At 32.0% G+C, this 21630-nt stretch carries 23 protein-coding genes; 1 reads left to right on the plus strand and 22 read right to left on the minus strand.

Going from position 1 to position 21630, the window contains the following annotated elements; all coding sequences use genetic code 11:
* Positions 1 to 22: 22 nt before the first annotated feature.
* Entirely contained in the window at positions 23 to 370 is a 348-nt protein-coding gene (gene tnpB / locus HF295_RS02840; RefSeq protein WP_312032341.1) for an IS66 family insertion sequence element accessory protein TnpB, read from the minus strand.
* 539 nt (positions 371 to 909) lie between these two features.
* On the opposite strand from tnpB, the gene HF295_RS02845 reads away from it, so the two are divergent.
* Positions 910 to 2178: an ISL3 family transposase gene (locus HF295_RS02845; protein WP_312032342.1), complete on the plus strand. Its 1269-nt coding sequence runs from the start codon at positions 910 to 912 to the stop codon at positions 2176 to 2178.
* 104 nt (positions 2179 to 2282) lie between these two features.
* Here HF295_RS02845 and HF295_RS02850 read toward each other — a convergent pair whose 3' ends face one another.
* The 21 genes from HF295_RS02850 to HF295_RS02950 all read right to left on the minus strand — a co-directional run bounded on the left by HF295_RS02850 (position 2283) and on the right by HF295_RS02950 (position 21619).
* Positions 2283 to 3086, minus strand: a complete 804-nt coding sequence (locus HF295_RS02850; protein ID WP_312032343.1) for a hypothetical protein — start codon at positions 3084 to 3086, stop codon at positions 2283 to 2285.
* A 65-nt stretch (positions 3087 to 3151) separates the two neighbouring features.
* Complete coding sequence (locus HF295_RS02855; protein ID WP_312032344.1) at positions 3152 to 4024, minus strand: endonuclease; 873 nt, start codon at positions 4022 to 4024, stop codon at positions 3152 to 3154.
* Positions 4025 to 4059: 35 nt separating this feature from the next.
* The gene (locus tag HF295_RS02860) at positions 4060 to 7572 is read right to left on the minus strand and encodes an InlB B-repeat-containing protein (RefSeq protein WP_312032345.1); all 3513 of its coding nucleotides are present in this window, start codon (positions 7570 to 7572) and stop codon (positions 4060 to 4062) included.
* Positions 7572 to 7715 (minus strand): hypothetical protein, encoded by a 144-nt coding sequence (locus HF295_RS02865; RefSeq protein WP_312032346.1) that lies wholly within the window; start codon positions 7713 to 7715, stop codon positions 7572 to 7574. The genes HF295_RS02860 and HF295_RS02865 overlap by 1 nt, the downstream gene beginning before the upstream one ends.
* Before the next feature lie 16 nt (positions 7716 to 7731).
* Positions 7732 to 8886 carry a nucleotidyltransferase domain-containing protein gene (locus HF295_RS02870; RefSeq protein ID WP_312032347.1) on the minus strand — a complete coding sequence of 385 codons (1155 nt, stop codon included), beginning with the start codon at positions 8884 to 8886 and terminating at the stop codon, positions 7732 to 7734.
* The gene (locus tag HF295_RS02875; RefSeq protein WP_312032348.1) at positions 8873 to 9328 is read right to left on the minus strand and encodes a S24/S26 family peptidase; all 456 of its coding nucleotides are present in this window, start codon (positions 9326 to 9328) and stop codon (positions 8873 to 8875) included. Before HF295_RS02875 ends, HF295_RS02870 begins: the two co-directional genes overlap by 14 nt.
* On the minus strand, positions 9312 to 9578 hold the full coding sequence (locus HF295_RS02880; RefSeq protein WP_312032349.1) for a PqqD family protein: 267 nt from the start codon (positions 9576 to 9578) through the stop codon (positions 9312 to 9314). The genes HF295_RS02875 and HF295_RS02880 overlap by 17 nt, the downstream gene beginning before the upstream one ends.
* The gene (locus HF295_RS02885; RefSeq protein WP_312032350.1) at positions 9575 to 10432 is read right to left on the minus strand and encodes a hypothetical protein; all 858 of its coding nucleotides are present in this window, start codon (positions 10430 to 10432) and stop codon (positions 9575 to 9577) included. The genes HF295_RS02880 and HF295_RS02885 overlap by 4 nt, the downstream gene beginning before the upstream one ends.
* The gene (locus tag HF295_RS02890; RefSeq protein WP_312032351.1) at positions 10425 to 11387 is read right to left on the minus strand and encodes a radical SAM protein; all 963 of its coding nucleotides are present in this window, start codon (positions 11385 to 11387) and stop codon (positions 10425 to 10427) included. The genes HF295_RS02885 and HF295_RS02890 overlap by 8 nt, the downstream gene beginning before the upstream one ends.
* 13 nt (positions 11388 to 11400) lie before the next feature.
* Positions 11401 to 11919: a hypothetical protein gene (locus HF295_RS02895; protein WP_312032352.1), complete on the minus strand. Its 519-nt coding sequence runs from the start codon at positions 11917 to 11919 to the stop codon at positions 11401 to 11403.
* A 388-nt stretch (positions 11920 to 12307) separates the two neighbouring features.
* On the minus strand, positions 12308 to 12667 hold the full coding sequence (locus HF295_RS02900) for a transposase (RefSeq protein ID WP_312032353.1): 360 nt from the start codon (positions 12665 to 12667) through the stop codon (positions 12308 to 12310).
* A 17-nt stretch (positions 12668 to 12684) separates the two neighbouring features.
* Positions 12685 to 12909, minus strand: a complete 225-nt coding sequence (locus tag HF295_RS02905; protein ID WP_312032354.1) for a hypothetical protein — start codon at positions 12907 to 12909, stop codon at positions 12685 to 12687.
* Between the two features lie 65 nt (positions 12910 to 12974).
* Positions 12975 to 13235: a hypothetical protein gene (locus HF295_RS02910; protein WP_312032355.1), complete on the minus strand. Its 261-nt coding sequence runs from the start codon at positions 13233 to 13235 to the stop codon at positions 12975 to 12977.
* Positions 13236 to 13578: 343 nt separating this feature from the next.
* On the minus strand, positions 13579 to 14193 hold the full coding sequence (gene udk, locus HF295_RS02915) for a uridine kinase (protein WP_312032356.1): 615 nt from the start codon (positions 14191 to 14193) through the stop codon (positions 13579 to 13581).
* 81 nt (positions 14194 to 14274) lie between these two features.
* Positions 14275 to 15270, minus strand: a complete 996-nt coding sequence (locus tag HF295_RS02920) for a FecCD family ABC transporter permease (RefSeq protein ID WP_312032357.1) — start codon at positions 15268 to 15270, stop codon at positions 14275 to 14277.
* On the minus strand, positions 15270 to 16265 hold the full coding sequence (locus tag HF295_RS02925) for a FecCD family ABC transporter permease (protein WP_312032358.1): 996 nt from the start codon (positions 16263 to 16265) through the stop codon (positions 15270 to 15272). Before HF295_RS02925 ends, HF295_RS02920 begins: the two co-directional genes overlap by 1 nt.
* Positions 16266 to 16282: 17 nt before the next feature.
* The gene (locus HF295_RS02930; RefSeq protein ID WP_312032359.1) at positions 16283 to 17179 is read right to left on the minus strand and encodes an iron-hydroxamate ABC transporter substrate-binding protein; all 897 of its coding nucleotides are present in this window, start codon (positions 17177 to 17179) and stop codon (positions 16283 to 16285) included.
* 42 nt (positions 17180 to 17221) lie between these two features.
* Positions 17222 to 17995: an ABC transporter ATP-binding protein gene (locus tag HF295_RS02935; protein WP_312032360.1), complete on the minus strand. Its 774-nt coding sequence runs from the start codon at positions 17993 to 17995 to the stop codon at positions 17222 to 17224.
* Between the two features lie 159 nt (positions 17996 to 18154).
* Positions 18155 to 19561, minus strand: a complete 1407-nt coding sequence (locus HF295_RS02940; protein ID WP_312032361.1) for an HAD hydrolase family protein — start codon at positions 19559 to 19561, stop codon at positions 18155 to 18157.
* A gap of 127 nt (positions 19562 to 19688) precedes the next feature.
* Positions 19689 to 20480, minus strand: coding sequence for a class I SAM-dependent methyltransferase (locus HF295_RS02945; protein WP_312032362.1), 792 nt, complete (start codon positions 20478 to 20480; stop codon positions 19689 to 19691).
* Positions 20481 to 20572: 92 nt separating this feature from the next.
* Positions 20573 to 21619 carry a mechanosensitive ion channel family protein gene (locus HF295_RS02950; RefSeq protein ID WP_312032363.1) on the minus strand — a complete coding sequence of 349 codons (1047 nt, stop codon included), beginning with the start codon at positions 21617 to 21619 and terminating at the stop codon, positions 20573 to 20575.
* Between the last annotated feature and the right edge of the window lie 11 nt (positions 21620 to 21630).

A 21630-nucleotide genomic window follows, 5' to 3' on the forward strand; every position in this document is an offset into this window, starting at 1 on the left:
AAAGAGCCTTATTCAGCCCTTTTCAATAATCATAATATCTTGTTTTATGTGCTCTTTTTTGGATAGGGGATAAACCGTCTAACAACCATTTTAATTGTCTTTCTTCAACCAAGATTACTTTATCATCTTTTGGCCATATAAACTTTTCACCATGGGTTCTCTTATAGTAAACCCATACACCAGTTTGATCAACTTCTAATATCTTTATTTTGGTTCTATCCCTAGAACAAAATATAAAGATACGATTAATTCTTAGATCTAGTTTTTGATAATTCACAGAAATAATAGATGTTAAACCATCAATTTGCTTTCTCATATCTGTATAACCAGTGACTAAGTAGATATGCTCAACCTTTGTTAAATCAATCATCGATTAATACCTTGACAACTTTTATCAATACCTCATCATTACATTTGATATGAATACCTTTAAGATAAAAATCATTTACTGATGATTTTTTAATCATCGTTGTCACATCTAACAGTTTATTCTTAAGCTTCCTTCTTTTAATCTGATATATATAGGACTTACTTATATCATAGCTTGATTTATTTCCTTAACAGATTGACCATCTTTTAAGGCTTGGTAAACGATTTCTAGTTTGCTTAAACTCATAAAAAAAACACCCCTTATCATTTAATATTTACTATATCAAATATTATAGGTGTTTTTATCTATATTGGAAGCACGTATTATTTTAAACGCTCACAATAAAAATCAAAAATATCAATAGAATCTAAACATTAAGCCATAGAAAAAGCACTGAAAATACATTTCAGTGCTTAATATTTTAGGTTCTATAATTTTCTTAGGGGTGTTTAAAAAAGATGTTTATAAAATAAAAGTGCATGAATAGGTACAATCCTTTATAATGTAGTTACCAACAAACACCGAAAGGAGACCTATTCATGCATAAACATTATATCAATAAATTATTAGATTTAAAAGATGAAGATATTATTATTAAAGGTATTTCTATAGAAAGAGGGACTAAGTACATTAAATTAGAACTTCCTATTAGAGAATATGTCTGTCCTCATTGTGGGTGTTTAACTAAGCGAGTTCATGATTATAGGGTAAGAAAGATCAAACATCAATATGAACTTGGGTATAAAGTCATACTTCTTTACAAGAGACGTAGATACTTATGTAAAGACTGTCACAAAAGATTTCCTGAAGATAATCAGTTTGTCAGAAAATATCATAAGATAAGTAATTATACTAAACAATTAATCATTAAAGAATATGGATTTAAACAATCAATTAGTGATGTTGGTAGACATTTAAATATATCCTTTCATACAGTGATGAGACACATTAAAACTCATGTTAGACCTAGAAGACAAACCTTACCTGAAGTCTTAAGTATAGATGAGTTTAAGAACTTATCACATGGTTATGGTAAATATGCCTTCTTAATGACTGATCCAGTCAATAAAAAGTTGATTGATGTTTCCCCTAATAGAAGAAAACATAATTTAGAGTATTATTTGTCCCATATAGATAAAGAAGAGCGAGATAGGGTTCAATACATCATATCAGACTTATGGGACCCTTATAGACAATTGGTTCATAAATACTTCCCTAAAGCTAAATTAATCGCTGATAAATATCATTTCATTAGACAGATGTATTGGGCTGTTCAAGATGTGAGATTAAGAGTGATGAAGAAATATAAGAAAGGTTCTTATGAATATCATTGTCTGAAGAAATATTGGAAACATATACTGGCTTATACTTACAATCTTTCAACCAAGCATTTTAAAGATTATAAGCTTGGTTATCACATTACAGCTAGAGAGATTATTGATAAAGTAAGACACTTTGATCAAGACATGAAAAAAGCCATCGATTTAAAAGATTCATTCTATGAAATGATGCATTCAACATCTAACCAAGAAGCTAGAGATGTAATAAATCAATTTATTGATAACTTATATCAAACTAAATTACCTGAATTTAAAATAGTGGCTAGAACTTATAAAAACTGGAAAGAAGAGATTATTAACTCATTTATTACCTATGATAAGAAACAATTAACTAATGGGTTTATTGAGGGTTTAAACAACAAAATAAAAGTGATTAAACGTATAGCCTTTGGTTATAGAAACTTTGATCACTTTAGATTAAGAATATTTGCATTAACTCATAATGATTGTCCTATTACTTCACTTTAAAACATAAAGAAAAAAGACAATATTTCAACCGAAATATCATCTTTAATTTCTTTCCTTAAACATCAAAGACCCCTATCCTTGACATTTAACCTGTTTTTATTCATCTACTCAACTTTATTAACAAGTATACCGCCAATAATATACATGTCATCATATAGGGTATAATTTATCATAAACGCATTATTATCTATAAACATCTCACTAACATAATCAGAGAATATAATTAAGGCGTTATCTGTAATTAAATAGTCACTAGCTTCTAAATTATTACCATCTATTTGATTTATTTCTCCATCAAATAATTCAAATTGAAATAAAAGATCGACAGTACCATCTGTATAAACAGATGTTGAACTTATAATATATGGTACTTCCTTGCTATTAATTGTGATGGATACACGTGTTATTTGTTGGTTAAAGACTAAGTCAAACTCTACCAAAGACGATGATTGCCCTAAAACATATGAAGATTTAATGGCATAACCATTATTCTCATAAAGAACATCATCCACTGGGATTTCATCACCATTCATATCATAGACTAATACATCAGGTGTAATATCTAAATGAAGTATACGGATATCTTGCGTTGAGTAAATACTATATTGGTAATAACTATCGCGCAACGCAACAAGATTTTCTTCAGTTGTTAGATCATCAGTTGTTGTTAGTTCTGATGTCGTTACTTCTTCAGTTGTCGTCGGCATTTCTGTCGTATCTTGACTACTTGTCATACCTTCTGTTGATGTTGGTAAATCAGAAGTCTCTTCAGCAGTTGTTTGTATTTCTGAAGTTTCTATTTGACTCGTAACTTCTTCCGTTGTTAAATCGGTTGTAACAGTATCATTACATCCAACTAAAACAAATAATAAAGTTATAATCAATGTTCTATATAGATATTTTCTCATTAAAATCACTCTTTCTTTCAATAATCATAAATAACTGGCAAGAAAACTTGCCAGTTATACTTGTATTAATTATTATAATACGAATGGTCCCCAAAAATCAACTCTACAAATTCTTCATAGTCAATAAATGGATTTCTATTACCTTGATATGAATAAATCACATCATTACGATTTCTCTCAAAATCATCCACAGGATCTAGTTCATGCCATGATAACAATACTTCTAGTAAAGCCATTTCATAGGTTGAAGGTGCTACATCAACAAGATCAAGATTATCATACATAATAACCATGTAGAATAATATTCTCGCGATATCACCCTTTACTTCATCCGGTGGTTCATAAGTTGATGCTGTTGTAAGATTATCAAAGTATTTATTACTTCTTGAACTGTTGGTGCCTGGATCAGCAGGTTTTAAGTTGTGTAAATCTGCTGACATCACACTATCATAGCCTAACAAGGATTGAGGCCACACGTGTTCTCTATTCCAGGTGCAACTTCCAGAAGGACAATACCATTCACCGTCTACAGATTGTTGTGTATATACTAAAATCACATTATTAGGATTGTTAGGATCCTGATCTGTTTCATCTAATATATAACGAGCATCATCATAAGTAACATAAGTATAATCGCTAATAATTGTGTGTAGGGCTTGTTCTAGAGCTGTACCTTGTAGCCCTTCAGCATCATCATAGTAAGTGATTAAATCTTGTGTTAAAAAGTTATTATCTGTAACAGAATAAGTTTGAGTAAGTGTTGCTGTGTTGCCTGATGAATCAGTTGCACTATAGGTGATATCATAATCACCTATAGTGTTTGTATCAATTGTTCCAGAAGTAGTGCAATCAACAGGACCATCTACATCATCCAATGCAGTACATCCATAATCTCCTACACTATCCCCTATAGAATATGAATAAACATTATTATTCAAAGTAATCTCTGGAGCTGTTGTATCTTCTACAGGGGTTATGACGGGTTTGAGTAAGTAATAGTTATTGTATAAATATTTATCGCTCCATCATTTGACTCAATAAGAAAATATCCATAATTTAACCCTGAAAAATCATATGTTAGTGTTTTACCACCATCTGTTAAAGATGGGTTAATTAGCTGTGTAGTACCTTGTGAAGTTGTTGAACCATATAAACTAAATATATCAACATCCTTTTGAGAAATAACAATTTGAGTAATTACTCCAAGAGAATCTTTGTTATAAAAATCACCTGAACCGTTTCTACCTTGCATAGTGGCACTGTCAAAAGTACCAAAATTAATATAACCAAAAGTAAATCCAGATACTATGAAAGTTTTCTCACTGCTGCTATAACTTGAAGTTAATGCTGCATCTTTATCAATAACGAGCGATGAACTGGCAACTTGCCATTGAGCATATAAAGTTATCCCTTCAACATCCATTGTAAATGAAGCTCCATCTTCATATGCTGTACCACTACCATTAGCCAAAGTATTCCATCCTGTGAAAACAAGATCACCATTCGTAAAAGTATTTGTTGTTAATGTGGCTGAACTGTCAAAAGTTATAGACTGATTTGACATTGATCCGGTTCCTGTTCCGCCATCTCTATTGGCATCAAATACAACATCATAATCATTAGCTATCCAAGTTGCAGTAATAGTGACTTTGTTGTCTGGCATATTTGCTGGTACTGATGAATCCCAACCATCAAACGTATAACCTGTCCTTGTTGGATCTGCTGGTGCTGTTACACCACTTAAATCGCTATTATAATCGTAATTTGCAGTTTGCAAAACAGTTCCTTGTCCATCAACAAACTCAACTGCATAATTACTTACTATCCACTTAGCATAGATAGTCGTATCAACTTTTATCGGAGAAGTAAAATTGTACTCTGTACTAAATCCGGCATCAGAATACCAGCCATCAAAAGTTGAGCCTGTTTTTGTTGGATCTACTGGCTGAATCGCTTGATTTCCATCAATAATGACTTGAGATTCTACTCCACTACCACCATTGACATCAAAATCGACTGTAAATGTTGTTTCATCACTAATATGACTGTCATCTAGGATTACAGCTTTTGCATTATCACCGAATGTATCATATATGAAAATGTAGATTATTTTACTTGGATTAAACTCGCTATTAGTTTCAAAAATTACACCTAATGTGCTTGATAAGTTTGCGTTTGTTGAGTCAAATCGTAAAGCAATATAATAACCATCATAGTTTGGATTAACTAAACCATCTAGATTATGCGCAATTCTAGTATATGTGCCTGTAGTATACATATATGGTTGCTCGATTTTTATTAACTCACCCATATAATCAGACAAATTAAAGTTCTCAAAATCTATATCAACAGCATTAGTAGTACTATAATTTATTGAGTTTCCAGTACTAATAACTTCAAAATATGATAAAAGTGTTATCATTGCTACTTCTTCTGACTCATCGTAAGTTCCCGTAATAAGAACTTGATCTCCAACCGAGACACTATTAACATCATCATCTACTGCAATCATCGTTGTCGAAGAAGTATCTTGTATAATGTACCCTACATCTGTCAAACTCGCTACTATACCTGTTAGACTCACTTCTATAAATGAATCTGCATATACATCTGAAACAGAGTTTGTCACTGAGGTTAATTCTATACTATCTGATATATTATGATTATTGGTATATAGTGCATATATAGTTGCGTCACCGATTGAATTTGCGGTAACTAATCCATCTGCGTCTACTGATAATACATCAGGGTTAGAACTATACCATTCAATACCTTCTGGGCCATCAAATCCATTAGAGTATTGCACATTAAGTTGAAGAGTATCCTCGAAGTTTATCTCAGTTATATGATTAGGATCTATCGATATTGAAGCTGGTTCATCAGAACTCTGATGAATTGTATTAACTGTTACACCAGTATTACTAACCCACTTAATATCATCAATAATCACTTGCTTAGAAGTAATGTTTCTTATCTCAATAGTAAAATCTCCGCTTATTTCTAAATCATCAACAACGAATATATGCTCATTATAATCATCAAATGGTGTTGAAGTGCCTTTGCTTTCTCCATTAATAAACAGTTCTACTTGGCGATCCCCACCACCTGTGAATCCTTTATAAAGTTTGACTTCAAAGTATGATATGCCTCCTGAAATCATGCTAGATATAATGTTAGAATTATCACTAGATCGTCGAAGCATCAATGCATTTCCGTCTATACCACTATTATTATCGTCTCCATTTTCATCTCTAGATTGTACATAAGACCATGTAATACCATTATTTCCAATAAAAGAGTTATCTAAATAAGATCCAGTAGCATTTGAGTTGGTAAAATCTTCAGTATAGGTTTCATCTTGACTTACATCATATTGATAATAAGAATACGTAATGGTTTCAGTTGTACCATCAGTCGTAATCATATAAGCTCTATAAGCTGATTGTTCTGAGTCTGGGAATGTCATCATAAATTCATTGGTTACTGGATAGTATTTATTTGATCTAACTTTTTCTACACCTGGTGTATTAAAGGTGATACCACCTTCTAAATCAGCTGCTAAAATACCATACTCGATTAAATCATGTCCATTCGGTACATGGAATTGACCAACCAAAGAATTATATCCGACTCTAATACCATAAGGTGCTGATATGGTTATAAATGCATCATCTGGATTAAAGTTATCTGTTTCATTATTTACAGCTTCGACTGTTGTATCTTCAATCATTGTAAATGAATACGTTGGTTGTAAACTTGCGATGATACCATCTTTTAACCAATATTGGAAAGTTTCAGTATTCGATGCTTCCACAGTCGCAACACCATTGTACTCATAAACACCATCAACTGGTTCCCCTGCTGCTAAAGCACCATTAATAACAGTTAATGTTGATGTTGGTTGGTTTGAATCAACATCATATTTAATATAGACAACTGTATCTTCTGTAAAGGTATCAACAGCAAAATCAATTAAGTCAGTGCCATTAGCTGTCCACCCTTGGGCTTCTAAGCCTGGTTTAGGATGTGCTAAATGATCTGGCGTAGCGCCTACACCAAAGTCAACCAAGTCAGTTGCTTGATCTGTATAGTAAGAACCAATATAATCTTGATTGGCATCCATAAAGATAACAACGGTTTCCCCAGTCGTTTTAAAGAATGCATCAACATCTGTATCTTGAGTAACCCTGATACCTGTATCTGTGAACTTAGTTGGATTTAATTCTACTTTGCCATTCATTTGAAAACCAACAAATGTTAGCCCACTTGGTGTAAGTGATCCCACATCAAATTGAACAACATCGCCATAGTTAGCATTTAAGCTAGTATCTAAGGCATCAGATGGTTGCTGTCCTGGAACATTTAAAGACCAGTTAAATTGAAACTGCTCATTGGTTGGTCCTTGGCTATCTGCTTGAACATGTGCATAGGATAGTCCTATAAACATACCTAAGACTAAAAATAGTGATAAAAATAGTTTTTTCATTAGAAACCTCCCATGCCCATATCTTCGTTTCCACAGGTCATACCAGACCCGGAATTACTAGACGCTGCAATTGAATCTTCTAATTCAAATTCAATCACATCCATAGTTGGTGTCTCATAGATCTCTTTCTTTTCCGTGTTCATAAAAAAATCCTCCTGTTTATTTTATTCCTATATCTATAAAGAGTTTTTCTACGTATTGGATGTCATCTTTGTTGGCACTCATGCGTTTTAGTTTACGTCTTGAACTCTTCCTAAATAACAAACTGAATATCCGTTGGATGTAAGCCACAGGGAGTAAAAAGGGATATTTTCTTAAATATCGATACATACCTTTCATTGCCTTAAATGGCAAAAAGGCTTTTGAAAATAAAAACTTAATTTTTGTCCAGATAATGAATTCATTTTTACCGTGTTTGCTGGCCATGCCGCCAATAAATAAGTTATGGTCTTCGCCGATGCCATGGGTACCAGAATGAGTCACGTATGTAATAAATTCATTTATTTGGTTTTGATTTATTTTACCACAAAGTTCTTTTTTTAACAATCCAACATTTGTAAAATATCTTTTTACCAAACATTGGATAAAATTTACAAAGTCTTTTTTAGGAAACTTATCATAGATTTCTTCATATACGTCTTTATGAAATGATGTTGTGTTTAAGAGATAATAAAGGTCTATAAAGGTTCTTAATCCAACCCCTGAATGATAGAGATGTTTAATCATATGGTATAGTTGATAGTAAAAACGATAGCTATCAGACAAATGATATCTATGTGCATCTTTTGTAGATGCATAAAGCCATGGGTTCAAAAACAAGTCTCCATAAGCTTTAGAAAACTCAGAATCTAATTTTGGATGGATTTCAACATTAATCTTATCCTTTATAAAACAGTCATGATTAGATGAATTATGCCAGTTCTTAAAGTGATGTTCTTCCAATACCTTATGAACCTTGTCCATAGACTCTGGTCTAACTAAAATATCAATATCACCCATCACACGCATAAAACTATGGGGATAAAGGGTTTTTAAATATGATCCTTTTAAGAAGATATGATCAATCTGATGTTGATTAAAGAGACCATTGATTTCTTTAATCAATTGTACTTGGATTTCATCTCTTTGAATGTAACGAAAATAATCTTCTTTAAAGCCTTTATAAAGATTTTCTTGGTCTTTAATTAGGGGATAAATTGTTCCTGATAGTTGATTGGCCCTTAAGATTTTATAGTCTGCTTGGGTTAGAGGTTCACTGATTTTCTCTTGTTTGATGATATGATTTAGTAAAACCATGGCTTTATTGACGTCCATGAATTACCCCCCTGTAGATATGTCTTAAAAACATCTTGATTGCTTTAAATTTCAAGGTGATAAATACCTTAAACCGGTAGACCCAGTTTTTTGTAATAATCATTTTATCTTTATGCTGAAACTGATAAACATAAGCTAGGATTTGATCTTCTCCAACAATTTCATACGTATAGAGATGGTCACCTCTAAAAAAATATTGATCACCCTTAATCTTGATGAGTCGATGGAGGAAATACTGGTCTTTTATATTAAACAAACAGATATCATTAACTTGATATCTGTTTTTTTTCTTGCAAAAAACTTCTGTTTCTTGATCATGTAAGAAAGGCATCATTGACCTACCTTTCACAATGAAAGAAACAGATGCTTTATCACTTAAAGTATCTGTAATGGTTTGAAAAAATACCTTATTTTCAATCACTTTCTTAGTTGAAGAGTCCATGTTTTTGACATTTCTTAATAAAGGTATGAATATCCTTTTTAGCACGTGCTTCATCGACATCATATGTATCGAGGACAATTTTAAGTAAATCCCCTTCTTCTAAATCATAATTTTGTAAGGTCTTAAATAAGAATTGACCTGTTTTGTTTAAAGAAATAATGCCATTAAAACGGACAGCTTCGTCTTTTACTGGCACAACAACAATGTCTTCGCCAATACTTTTAATCACATAATCAGATTTAATTTTCATAGGTTTTCCTCCATAAATTTATATAAATAATAAGCACTTTGTATATGGTGAATACATGCAAAAGCATATATATCTAAATCATGCATCATGTGGTCGACAATGGTCATCATCTGGTCTACCAAGACTTCATCGCCAGGCCGGTGAATATTTCTAAAGACTTCTTGAATTTTTTTGTTCTTAGAGAGTTCTTTTATCTTTAAGTCTTTGGCTTTTTCGATAAAAAACATGAAATCGAGTGGTCGCTCCATATTGGCATTTATCACATGCTTGCCTGACCAAGGTGATCCGACGACATAGGCTTGGTGGTCTTTAAAATAAACCAATGGTTTATCTTCGTTGATAATGATTGATGCTGGATATGCTTGCATAAAATAATTGGTTTGGGTTGACTTACCTGACTTAGATGGTCCAGATAATAAAAAGGTATGGTTTTTATAATGGATACAGGATGCGTGAACTGGTAAGTAACCACTAACAAGGGCCATTTCAAAAAAAGCCATACCAGATAAAACATATTCATACTCAGCCAATCTTTGGCCAAGTTTTTTATTAAGATAGATCTTAATTGTTTGATAATCATTGGTATGATAAATCATATGTTTAATGCCTTTACCCTGATTAAAGTGTGTCACGATATAGGTTTCTTCTTCTGAAACCATTTTATAACGGTTTTTATAGGTAAAGGTAATGTCTTTATTTGGTGGTGTGATTTCTTCTAATGTTTCAATGGATAGGGTGTGTACTTTATTTGCCGTCTCATCACTTCGGTAAGGGTCTAATTTATCAGAGAAATATGCATCATATGAATAAGTCAAATCAATGATCATCTGCCCAATTTTTATCCGTTTAACCATGATTTCTCTCCAAGGCGATATCTTTTAAATAAGCAGCGCATTTAAAGACATTACCTTCTAAGTAGCGTCTTGCTAGACATGTCATACAACCGTCTCGATGTTCACAGTTTGTACAAGGGGACGCCTCAAGCATGGTTTCCCATTCTTTTTGAAGCGTCTTAAAGGTTGCCATTAAATCATCTTCAACTTTTCTTGATGGTATGGGCATCATTGGACACGCTTGCATATAACCCTTATGGTTAATAAAATAACCATTTTTAAAGGCACCACAGAGTCGTTTATGTTTAGGTTGACTTTTTATTGGAAAGGCTGTTTTAAGTCTTAACTCAAAATCAAGTAAGTCTTTGGGCTTTAATCTATCTTGGCCTTTAACCTTAGACACATATAAGAAATATCCCAGATGACACCCCTTTGATTTCGCATAATCAATGATATGGTCTAATCTCTGATATATATATGGTAATGGAATGGTTCTTAATACCAATGGGATATGATTGGTTTTTAATGCATCTATGGTTTGGTCAACCGCATTAAACGATTGACTTTTAGTAAATTCTTTATATGATGTCTCATCATAACCATATAAGGTTATAGCGACCATTTCAGGCGGTCGCTTTTTTAAGGTATGCAATATGCTTTCTTTTAATAAAGATCCATTGGTATAAAGGGTTATCTTGACCCCTAGGTCATATAAGTATTCATATATATCAATAAAATCTGGATGCGTAAAAATCTCACCACCTGTCAATAAGGCGTATAACATCCCATTTTTTTGTGCCATATCAAAAATCTGGAACCAATCATCTTTCTTTAAGACAGGGTCAGTATTTTTTGCATAACACATCTCACAGTTAAAATTACAATGACTGGTGATTTCAAATTCACCAGTGATTGGTATTTTATGGTCATATGCATAATCTAATAATTTATTCTTCAGTTCATTATATGTTGGCATGTATCTTCCTTATCTATTCTTCTGGTACATCCAAGATTAATCCAATAACACCTGTTTTAGACCCATCTGGAAAAACAGCTTGGACAGTGATTGTATCTGTATCTATGGTTAATAAATCAAACTCTGTTTGATTTACCTTAACAAACGCGTAGTTGTATGAAATGAGATAGTGACTTGCTTGAGGGACCGCGTCCCAAAACAAGGTATTGGCTTCTTCATTTAAAGTAAAAAGATAGTCTTGATCATAGTCTATCTCTACGGTGGTTTGTCCAGCCATAGAATCTTCAAAGCCTTGGCCGCGCGCAACAGCTGAAACTGAATAGCTACCTTCTTCAATGAGTTCAATCATTGGAACATCACGTTCAAACACCTGACCATTGACCGTGATTTCATAGGTCTCTGCAAATTCAACGGCTTGCCAGGTCAATTGATTGTCTTCAAAAATAAACTGATCTGGTTGTTCAAGACTTGTGGCTGTTTGCGGCAATAAGCCCAAGGTTAATACCATTAATAGTCCAATCATTTTCTTCATCATCAACCTCCGTTATTGACTTTATTATATCACGAAAATGATCTTTAGAAAATATATAAATTTCTCAACCATTTGAAAAAAGTATGATAGAATATTTAGGAAAGAAGGTGGGGTTTATGAAAAAGAAACTAACAACGATTATCACCATTATGACCCGAGTTTTATAGTTGATACCCATTAATTAATGACTATACAACAAGTTTACTACAAGTTTATTTACACTTAGACATCTTAAAATAGATGTTTAAGTGTTTTTTTATATAAGCTGTGTTCAAGATAAGTGTTGATATGGTTTATAAATATCAACCGGGAACAGTTTTTGAGAAATATCTTTATTTCTAAAGATTGTTTCCGTCGATATGACATAATTAAGCATATATTTTTCTTGTTAATTAAACGCTAACTTATAGTTGAGACGTTTCATGAATCGAAACCACATCAGATATCCTTCGAGATGTTTTGTCGAAACATCTTTGAACCTTTTAAACCAAGATTTTAGTTCACTATGATATTGATTCATATGGCCTAGATTATAATCACCTAATCGATGTTTACCTGAAGGTATTTGATACAATTCACATTCTAAACCATTAGAGACTTCTTTATACGCTGATTTACTATCTGTGATTATTGTGCTTTGTTTTGCAATTTTTGAATCTAAAGCTTGATAGATATCTTTTCCTAGTGGATTTCCTTGACCAATAATCTTAGTTAATATTTGATTCGTCTCATCAATACCAATATGCACACAAACCTGATCATTGCTTATACCTCGCTTAACACTTGGTGTTCCCGCTTCTTAGGTGATCTTGGCATATCTTTATTCTTCCATGGACCTTTTAAGTTAAGCAAAAAATACGTTTCATCTAATTGAATTTCACCCTTTAACTGAAACTCCGCCTCATACTCTTTCATTGCTTCCATAATCTTATGACGCCAGTTAAATGCAGTTGTTTTTGATATACCAACCTCTATAGCAATCTTACTCAATGATAAGCCATAAAGCATACATCTTACATAATCAGACCATTGCTTATATGTTTTCTTTGTATATTTTACAATTGATTGATTCGATATGGATACTGTTTTCCTGTTTCCTTATCTAAATATCTTTGGTTTCCATTCTTTGTCTTGCCATATTTTACCAAATTAGGTGATAAAGGCCGTTCACGAAAGATAATTTTTAAAAGTGCATCAGCGGCTATGTTGATCGTGTCTTGATTCGTTGATAAAGCCTCTAATAAATCATTATAATCATCGGCACATAAAGCATTAATCAGTAACATTATATCTTGGGTAATTGTTGATTCAATCATGTTTGGTATTCTCCTAATAAAAAATGTCCTTAAGCAACCAGCTTGAAGGTTAAGATTCGTCGCCAAACAGAAACTCGGTTACCAAGCTGGTTGATTAAAGACACTTTAATCAGGAATTATTATCCGCATTTCTGTTTGGCACTACTTTTTTACCAAATAATTTGATTTTTAACAATTATTAATATTTATTATCAACACTTATCTTGAACACAGCTTAAATAATTAGATAGTTTCCTTGATAAAGTCGTTTTCCCGCTACCAGGCAATCCTTCAATAAAATATATCTTTTTCATAGGGTCTCCTTATAATAAAAAAAACCAACACACTAAATGTTGGCAATTATTTACTTATTCAATAAATCAATGATGGTTTTAAAAACCATTTCAATGGCGATTGAATTATGTCCGCCTTCAGGAATAATTAAATCAGCGTTTTCTTTGGAAGGTTCTACAAAGACCTTATGCATAGGCCTTACTGTGGTTAAATACTGGTCTATCACATTATCTAAAGTCCTATTTCTTTTTTTAACATCTCTGGATAATCTTCTTATAAACCTAATATCATCAGGTGTATCAACAAATATTTTTATGTCTAATAAATCACAAATTTCTTTGATTGCCAAAACCAAAATACCTTCGATAATTAATACTTTTGATGGTTGGACTTTTTTTGTGCTTATTTTTCTTGCATGATTAACAAAATCATATTCAGGGACATCAATAGACTGATTTTTATTTAAATCACCTATATGTTTGACCAATAAATCTGTGTCAAAAGCATTGGGATGGTCATAGTTAATTTTTCTTCTTTCTTCTAAATCTAACTCGGGATGATCTAAGTAATAATCATCCAATCGAATAATATTCACCTGACCAAATTGATTAGACAAATCACCTAATTTATTAGCAATGGTTGTTTTACCTGAGGCTGTTCCACCAGCAATTCCTATAATTTTCATAAAGCCATCCTTTATTAATTATTTATTCACAAGTATTTTATAATATTATGGCTATATAAACAATATCAAAAATAATATAAATTATTTTTTCAATATTAAATAAATAAAATAAGGTGTCCCTATAAAAGCAACCAAGATTCCTGTTGGTAAACCATTGGGTTGGATTAAATTCCTAGCCAATAAATCACTGGCCAACATGATATTAGCCCCAATCAATCCAGCCACAGGCAAGAATTTTTGGTGTCTAATCCCCACCAATTGTTTGGCAATATGAGGACTTAATAAACCAATAAAAGCAATATTACCCACCACGGCCACAGATACAGAAGCAAGTATTGTCGCTATTAATAAATAAGTGAATTGTTTCCTCTTCATATTGACACCAAGTCCCTTGGCGTGGTTTTCACCTAAATGAATGATATTTAAGGTTTGACTTTGGAAACCAATATATATCACTGAAAGAACAATAAGAGGAAGTGTCACCCAAACATATGGCCAATCTCCACCCCAAACATTTCCAGCCAACCAATTGGTGATGAATTGAACTTGGTCTCTTTCAGCTGAAGTGATTAATAAAACCATAAGACCTGAAGCTGCCATAGAAAAACCAACACCCAATAAAATCATTTTATAAGGGTGGATACCTTTGTTCTTATGATATGAAAGTACAAAAATTAACAAAGCACTAACCAATCCTCCCATAAAAGCAATGAAAGGTAATAAATAAGCAAATGACTTTGCATTAAAAACAAAGAGCAAAAAGAAGATAGTCACCCCAAGACCAGCCCCTGAGTTAATACCAATAATCCCTGGATCTGCCAAATCATTTTTAGAGATGGTTTGTAATAAGGCTCCAGCCATGGCCAAAGCGATACCAGAAAATAAAACAATAAGTACTCTTGGTAGTCTCAAGTTAAGAATAACATATTGGTTCAAGGGATTATGATTGGTAAAAATTCCTTGAATAAGCTCCATCAAAGACATATTAATTTGACCAATGGCTAAATTTAATAAAATTAGTATAAAGTTTATTATAGAAAATAAAATAATGATAGATTTAAAAGAAAGTTTTTTCATTATAATTCCCCTCCAGTCTTTTGTTTAATAACCCAAAAGAAAAAAGGCAAACCAATGACTGATACAATCGCAATCAAAGGTGTTTCATAGGGGGCATTAATGGTTCTAGCTAGACTATCAGATAATACTATAAATATACCACCTATAAGAAAAGATGCTGGAATGATTTTTTTATAATCATAACCCACCAACATTCTTGCTAAATGAGGAATCATTAAACCAACGAAGGTTAAGGCGCCAGCTAAAGCTACTGATACACCTGTTAATAAGGCAATTAAAAAATAACCAATGGTTTTGGTTCTTTGTATTTTTAAACCCAAACCTATCGCGACTTCTTCATTTAAAGAAATAGCAGTGATATCTTTAGCCATAAACAAAGAAGCTATCAAAGCAATGATAACCAAGGGTAAGGCTAAAAGGACCTGTGAATAAGTCATGGCCATCAAACCTCCACTGGTCCACATAGATACATCTTTTGACACATTAAACAACAAGCCAAAACCTTGAGATAAGGCAAATAGCATGGCTGAAATCGCTGAACCAGCCAAGAGTAAGGTCATGGTGGTTAGTTTCTTACGAGAAACAAAACTTAAGGATAAAACAATAACCACCCCTATTAAAGAACCTATAAAAGCTAAAATCATAAAACCAATAAAATCTAATGCTCTAAAAAAGATTTGTCCTAGGGTAATCATTAACATAGCCCCAGCACTAATCCCCAATAAACCAGGATCTGCCAAGGGGTTTCTAGTCATCCCTTGCATCATAGACCCTGCCAAACCTAAGGCTGACCCAACCAATAAAGCAGCCAAGACCCTAGGTATTCTTATCTCAAAAAGAATGAGCCCAATATTAGACTTATCTTTAGCAAATAAAGCATTAAAAACACTATCCCAAGATGACGAAGCCGCCCCTACTTTCATAGCGACCAATATAGATAAAAAGAAAACTATGAACATCATAGTCATCTTAAATATAAATGATTTATTATTCATAGTTTTCACATCCTTTTTTATTCAAAGAAAAATGTATTAAATACTTGTAATTGCCAATCTAAAGTAATTGGATCATTATAAGAAAAACTCGTTCCATCAACCACCAATATCCTATCATTTTGGTAGGCATCCGTATTTTGATAAACTGAAGTCGATTCAAAAGACATATCAGCTTCTAAGTGTTTACTTAAGACCACAAAATCACCCATATAATCTCCAATAACTTCATTAGAAATAGCGTAATATCCAGGACCTAGCGCATTTTCTCTCACGAGTTCAGGCATAGCTAAAGCCATTTCTTGATATAAGATTTCTGTACCTCTACCCCAATTATTGCCATAAACATACAATTGTTTACCATAGACTTCAACTACAGAAATAGTGGTATTTTCTCCATAGGTTTCTTTAAATAATTCACCAGCTTCTGAAGCCCTAGTTTTAAAATCTTCAACCCAAGCACGGGCTTGACTTTCTTTATTTAATAATTTAGCAATTTCAATGTATTGTTCCAAGTAAGTTAAATTACCATAAGTATAAACAACCGTAGGAGCAATCTCCCTAATTTGATCTAAATTAGCAATACCAGGTTGAGCGATAATTAAGTCAGGATTTAAAGCAATAATCCCTTCTACATTATTTTCAGATACCTCTTCGACACCTTGTAAATACTCATCATATCTTTCATTCAAGAAATCCCAAGAAGTCGCCCCAACCAATTGCCCGCCAGCTGCCAATACGTGACCTGTATTATAAGTAGCTAAAACAACTATCCTTTGAGGATTCTCTGGAACCATAATGGTTCCTTCTTCTGACTCATATGCGACAAGTGATTGTTCCTGATTTTCTTCATTTTGACAAGCCATGATAAAGAACATAGAAAAAACCACTGTTAAAACAAGAAATAATTTCTTCATACCTTTTTTGTATACTCACCCATATAAAGTATACACTCCTCTCTAAAGTCTTTTATAATTGTAGGTAATGGGTTTATTGGTTGCTTGATCAAACATAATGTCCACATCAACTTCAAATACATCTTGAATAATCTTTTTAGTGATTACAGATTCACCTGGACCAGACTTAACAACTTGTCCTTCCTTAATCGCGATTACATCATCAGAAAAAAAAGCCGCTTGATTAATATCATGTAAAACCATCACAATGGTTTTACCAGCATTTTGATTTAAATCCTTTAACAAATGTAAGACATCCAATTGATGAGCAATATCCAAATAAGTCGTTGGTTCATCAAGAAAAATCATTTTAGTTTCTTGAGCCAAAGACATGGCTATCCAAACCCTCTGTCTTTGTCCACCACTTAATTGATCAATTGATCGATTCTTTAAATCTTCCACATGAGTTAAAGTCATGGCCTTATGGATGGCTAAATGATCTTTTTCTGATAATTTACCCAAACCCTTTTGATAAGGATACCTTCCATAAGAAATCAATTCAAAAACAGTCAAGCCATTCAAAACATCTTGTGATTGGGGTAAAAAAGCCAATCGTTTAGCAATATCTTTGGTAGGAATGGTAAACAAATCCTTACCATCTAACAATATTTCCCCTTGAATGGGTTCTAATATTCTAGACATTGCCTTTAATAAAGTTGACTTACCACACCCATTAGGGCCTATAATCGTGGTTATTTTACCTTCTTTTATTTCTATTGATAAATCTTCAATGACAATATCTTTATCATAAGATAATTGTAAGTCTTTGATAACCATCTTCTTCCTCCAATCGAAATAAACTATGAAAATCAAGCAAAGATATTATAACATGTTAGACATATCTAACAAAACAATATCATAATATATTATGATATTTTTGAGGATTATTAAAAATTATTAAAACGAATTTATTATAAAGAAAAAAAACAGATTTTTTCATCTGTTTTTTGAGTTTTTAATCTTTTTTAAAAGCATCTTATAATCCCTAGCATAATAAAGCTTCCTAATCATTCTAACAACACCATCAGCTTGATCAATAGGAATCAAATAATCTGCCTTAGCTTTAACCTCTTCATCCGCACTTGCTAAAGCAAATGAAAAATCACTTAAGGACATCATTTCTAAGTCATATGACTTAGATGCAAAGCTAATTAGAAATTCATTAGGATTTTTACTTACAAAAGCTTTCAAGGCTTCTTTTTTCGAAATATCTGACTTATATATTTTTAAAAAATAATAGGATGACCCCTCTTCATAAGCATAAATTTGACAAGATATATAAGCCCTATAATAATCAAGCAAATCCTTCTTATATTGATGAACCTTATCAAGTGTATCAATTAAAACATAATATACAACATCTTCATTAAAATCGATTTTCCCCTTAATATGATTTCTAAAATAATCATTCTTACGATCATAATAGAATTTCTCTTCTAAGTCATTTTCAAAGTCAGTATGATAAATAGACAAGGCTTGATCAATAATGGTATAAGTAAAAACATTTCTATTTATTGATGAAAAATAAGCATCAATACCGATTTGAGCACTTTTCTTAATATATTTGATATCAAGAAATTTCTCCTTAACAATATCATATTTAACAGCTCCATTCATAATCATCAACTCATTCTTTAAGGGTAAACCATATAAAATCCTAGATAAAGATGAGGGTGTACGGGTCGTTGAAATAGTAAAATTAAGTCCATCATTTAATAAAGCACTTAAATGATATTGGCTATAAGATGATAAAGACTTCTCTTTATTAAGCAAACAAGCATCTAAGGCAGAAACAAATAAAATATTCTTATTTCTATGATGATGAACATGAAGATTATTTATCCCTAAAGTCACTAAAACCCCGATAATGGTAGATGAAATTCGATTGACTGCAAAAGCAACCACTGGTAAATCATTTCTTAAAGAAATGGTGACAGATAAATAAGTTAAGGCAGCGACAAATACCAAATCCTTAATCTTAAATTTAACTAAAAAGTAAATTAAAATAATAATGAAGATACTCGTTAAGATATATAAGACAAACATGTTGATAATCAAGCCATATTGATCAATAATGATATTACTTAAAAAAGTCTCATATATTAAAATAATGACCATGCCAAAAAGCCCACCAACTATAGAACCTAAGGCTCTGATTCTAGCCAAAGCAAATGACTGAGAAAACTCTCTTTGCATAGAATAAACAGCCGCTATAGAAGCAAAAAAAGGTGAATACCAAGTATTGGCAAAGTTTGGTGAAATCAAGTATAAAATAATATTAATTAAAAAAGTAATAAAAACAGCCACAGCTGTTTTAATGGTTCTCAAACCAATTTTAGGCATATTCTCTCCAAAGGAAAAGACAGAAATCAATCTGTCTTATTTTTTTAACAATGATTCGATTAAATTATACTCCTATTTCCTTGTTTTACAAGAAAAAAGTAAGTGAATATATAAAAAATAAATTTCTTTACAATACACTAGCTTTTATAGAAAAAGACATGGGTAATTTATTCCTAAACTTAGGATATATATATAAACCTTTATCTATTGCTTCCATACGACCATTATTCCAAAATAAGGTATCATACTCATGCAAATACTCTATTTTTAAACCCGCTTTAATTAAAGCATTAATGATATCAGACAAAGTATGGTTCCACCAATAATTTTCAGAATACATTGTTTGGCTTGCATAACCACCAATTTCATAAGCCATATCTGCTTTTGCATTAAAATAATCATATTTTAAAATTAATTCTTGCTTGGCTAATTTTTCTTCATCAAATGTATGGAAAAATGGATGAGAATCATAGATATAAAAATACCCATCATCCTTTAATAAAGACCTAACAACCCTTGCCCATTGATCTAAGTCAGGCAACCAACCCAACACACCCTCAGATGTAAAGACTATATCGTATTTATCTTTATGGATTTTTTCTAATGATAAAACATCTGATTCAATAAAAGACACCATATCCATCTTAAAATCATGTTTTAATAAATTAGCATACTTGATATTTTCATTGGATAAATCAACCCCAACAACCTTAGATAAGCCAAGTCTAGCTAAAGAAATGGTATCTGCCCCAGTATTACATTGTAAATGAATTAATGATCGACCTTGAACATCACCCAGTTCCCTAAGAATATTCTTATTTAATAAAGTCTCCCTAGAAGACAACTCTTTTTTAAAATGTTCATAGTGATCTTTAGACAATTGATTCCAAGCTATTTTGTTTTTCTCTATTTCTTTCATAATGACCTCTTTTCAAAGCCATTATACTATAGAACACTAAGAAGGAAAACACTTTTTTTATAGGAAAAATAAAAGCAAGGATATCCTTGCTTTTAATTTTGTGATTCGCTAATTTCTTTTGATTTCTCTTTTTGTTCTTCTAAAAAGTCTTTAACTTTTTCTTTATCTTTATGACTTAACTTAGATGCCTCTGAATCATTTAAATTTGCAATCGTAACCGTTTGATAAGGAATAGAAATTTTAAATTCATCAAAGATAATCTTTATTTGTCTTCTTAAATCCCTTTCAACTTGATAACGGTTTTCTTCATCTACCTTAGCCACGAACCTTAATTCAATACCAGAAGCTTTAAAGGCATTAACACCCTTATAAAAAGGACCTTCTATAATGTCTTTAACTTGTTTTTGGATTCTTTCAATGTTTTTACCAATCACTAATTCAACTTGCTCAATGGATTCATCATAGGATATTTCCACATCCACAACCGCCACTGATAAATCAACAGTCATATTAATTAACGATCTAATTTCTGAATTATTAATGATTTTAACATTACCAGCGATGTCTTTAATCTTAGTGGTTCTTAAACCAATAGATTCTACAGTCCCCCGATAATCATCTAAAACCACGACATCTCCAACTTGATAATCACCTTCAAAGACTATAAATAAGCCACTGACGATATCAGCAATTAATGATTGGGCACCCAAACCTAACAATAAAGCTAAAATCCCTAATCCAGCAAGTAAAGACCTGACATTGATACCCCATTCAACCAATATAATAATGACCAAGGCAAAAAATGATATATATTTGATTAAAGAATCAATTAATTTACCTGCTGTTTTTGCTTTTTTACCAAAGATAAAAAACTTAGAAACAAGATAGCGAATTAAATGAGTTGCCATGATAATAATAACTATCCAAATGATTGACTTAATGATAGGATCCAGATGATTATCAAACCAAGATCCTATCGACTGAAAACCACCTTCACTAGTTCCAATAATTAAAGCTAAACGACTGCCTTTTCCAAAAATATTTCCTGCAAATACTAGAATCAAAATAAATAAAGCACTTAAAGCCCAGGGTAATACTTTTTTTAGTAAAACTTTTTTATCAATATTCTTAAAATCCATCATCTTCTCCC

Origin of the sequence: Hujiaoplasma nucleasis (genome assembly GCF_013745115.1) — a bacterium.
Taxonomy (GTDB): Bacteria; Bacillota_I; Bacilli_A; order Izemoplasmatales; family Hujiaoplasmataceae; genus Hujiaoplasma; species Hujiaoplasma nucleasis.

Coding starts and splice junctions, on each gene's coding strand:
- HF295_RS02925 (WP_312032358.1), bottom strand. CDS start 16,265: ATGAATAATAAATCATTTATATTTAAGATGACTATGATGTTCATAGTT.
- tnpB (WP_312032341.1), bottom strand. CDS start 370: ATGATTGATTTAACAAAGGTTGAGCATATCTACTTAGTCACTGGTTAT.
- HF295_RS02945 (WP_312032362.1), bottom strand. CDS start 20,480: ATGAAAGAAATAGAGAAAAACAAAATAGCTTGGAATCAATTGTCTAAA.
- HF295_RS02920 (WP_312032357.1), bottom strand. CDS start 15,270: ATGAAAAAACTTTCTTTTAAATCTATCATTATTTTATTTTCTATAATA.
- HF295_RS02875 (WP_312032348.1), bottom strand. CDS start 9,328: ATGGACTCTTCAACTAAGAAAGTGATTGAAAATAAGGTATTTTTTCAA.
- HF295_RS02885 (WP_312032350.1), bottom strand. CDS start 10,432: ATGGTTAAACGGATAAAAATTGGGCAGATGATCATTGATTTGACTTAT.
- HF295_RS02935 (WP_312032360.1), bottom strand. CDS start 17,995: ATGGTTATCAAAGACTTACAATTATCTTATGATAAAGATATTGTCATT.
- HF295_RS02940 (WP_312032361.1), bottom strand. CDS start 19,561: ATGCCTAAAATTGGTTTGAGAACCATTAAAACAGCTGTGGCTGTTTTT.
- HF295_RS02950 (WP_312032363.1), bottom strand. CDS start 21,619: ATGGATTTTAAGAATATTGATAAAAAAGTTTTACTAAAAAAAGTATTA.
- HF295_RS02890 (WP_312032351.1), bottom strand. CDS start 11,387: ATGCCAACATATAATGAACTGAAGAATAAATTATTAGATTATGCATAT.
- HF295_RS02865 (WP_312032346.1), bottom strand. CDS start 7,715: ATGAACACGGAAAAGAAAGAGATCTATGAGACACCAACTATGGATGTG.
- HF295_RS02860 (WP_312032345.1), bottom strand. CDS start 7,572: ATGAAAAAACTATTTTTATCACTATTTTTAGTCTTAGGTATGTTTATA.
- HF295_RS02870 (WP_312032347.1), bottom strand. CDS start 8,886: ATGGACGTCAATAAAGCCATGGTTTTACTAAATCATATCATCAAACAA.
- HF295_RS02880 (WP_312032349.1), bottom strand. CDS start 9,578: ATGAAAATTAAATCTGATTATGTGATTAAAAGTATTGGCGAAGACATT.
- HF295_RS02930 (WP_312032359.1), bottom strand. CDS start 17,179: ATGAAGAAATTATTTCTTGTTTTAACAGTGGTTTTTTCTATGTTCTTT.
- HF295_RS02910 (WP_312032355.1), bottom strand. CDS start 13,235: ATGATTGAATCAACAATTACCCAAGATATAATGTTACTGATTAATGCT.
- HF295_RS02845 (WP_312032342.1), top strand. CDS start 910: ATGCATAAACATTATATCAATAAATTATTAGATTTAAAAGATGAAGAT.
- HF295_RS02850 (WP_312032343.1), bottom strand. CDS start 3,086: ATGAGAAAATATCTATATAGAACATTGATTATAACTTTATTATTTGTT.
- udk (WP_312032356.1), bottom strand. CDS start 14,193: ATGAAAATTATAGGAATTGCTGGTGGAACAGCCTCAGGTAAAACAACC.
- HF295_RS02895 (WP_312032352.1), bottom strand. CDS start 11,919: ATGAAGAAAATGATTGGACTATTAATGGTATTAACCTTGGGCTTATTG.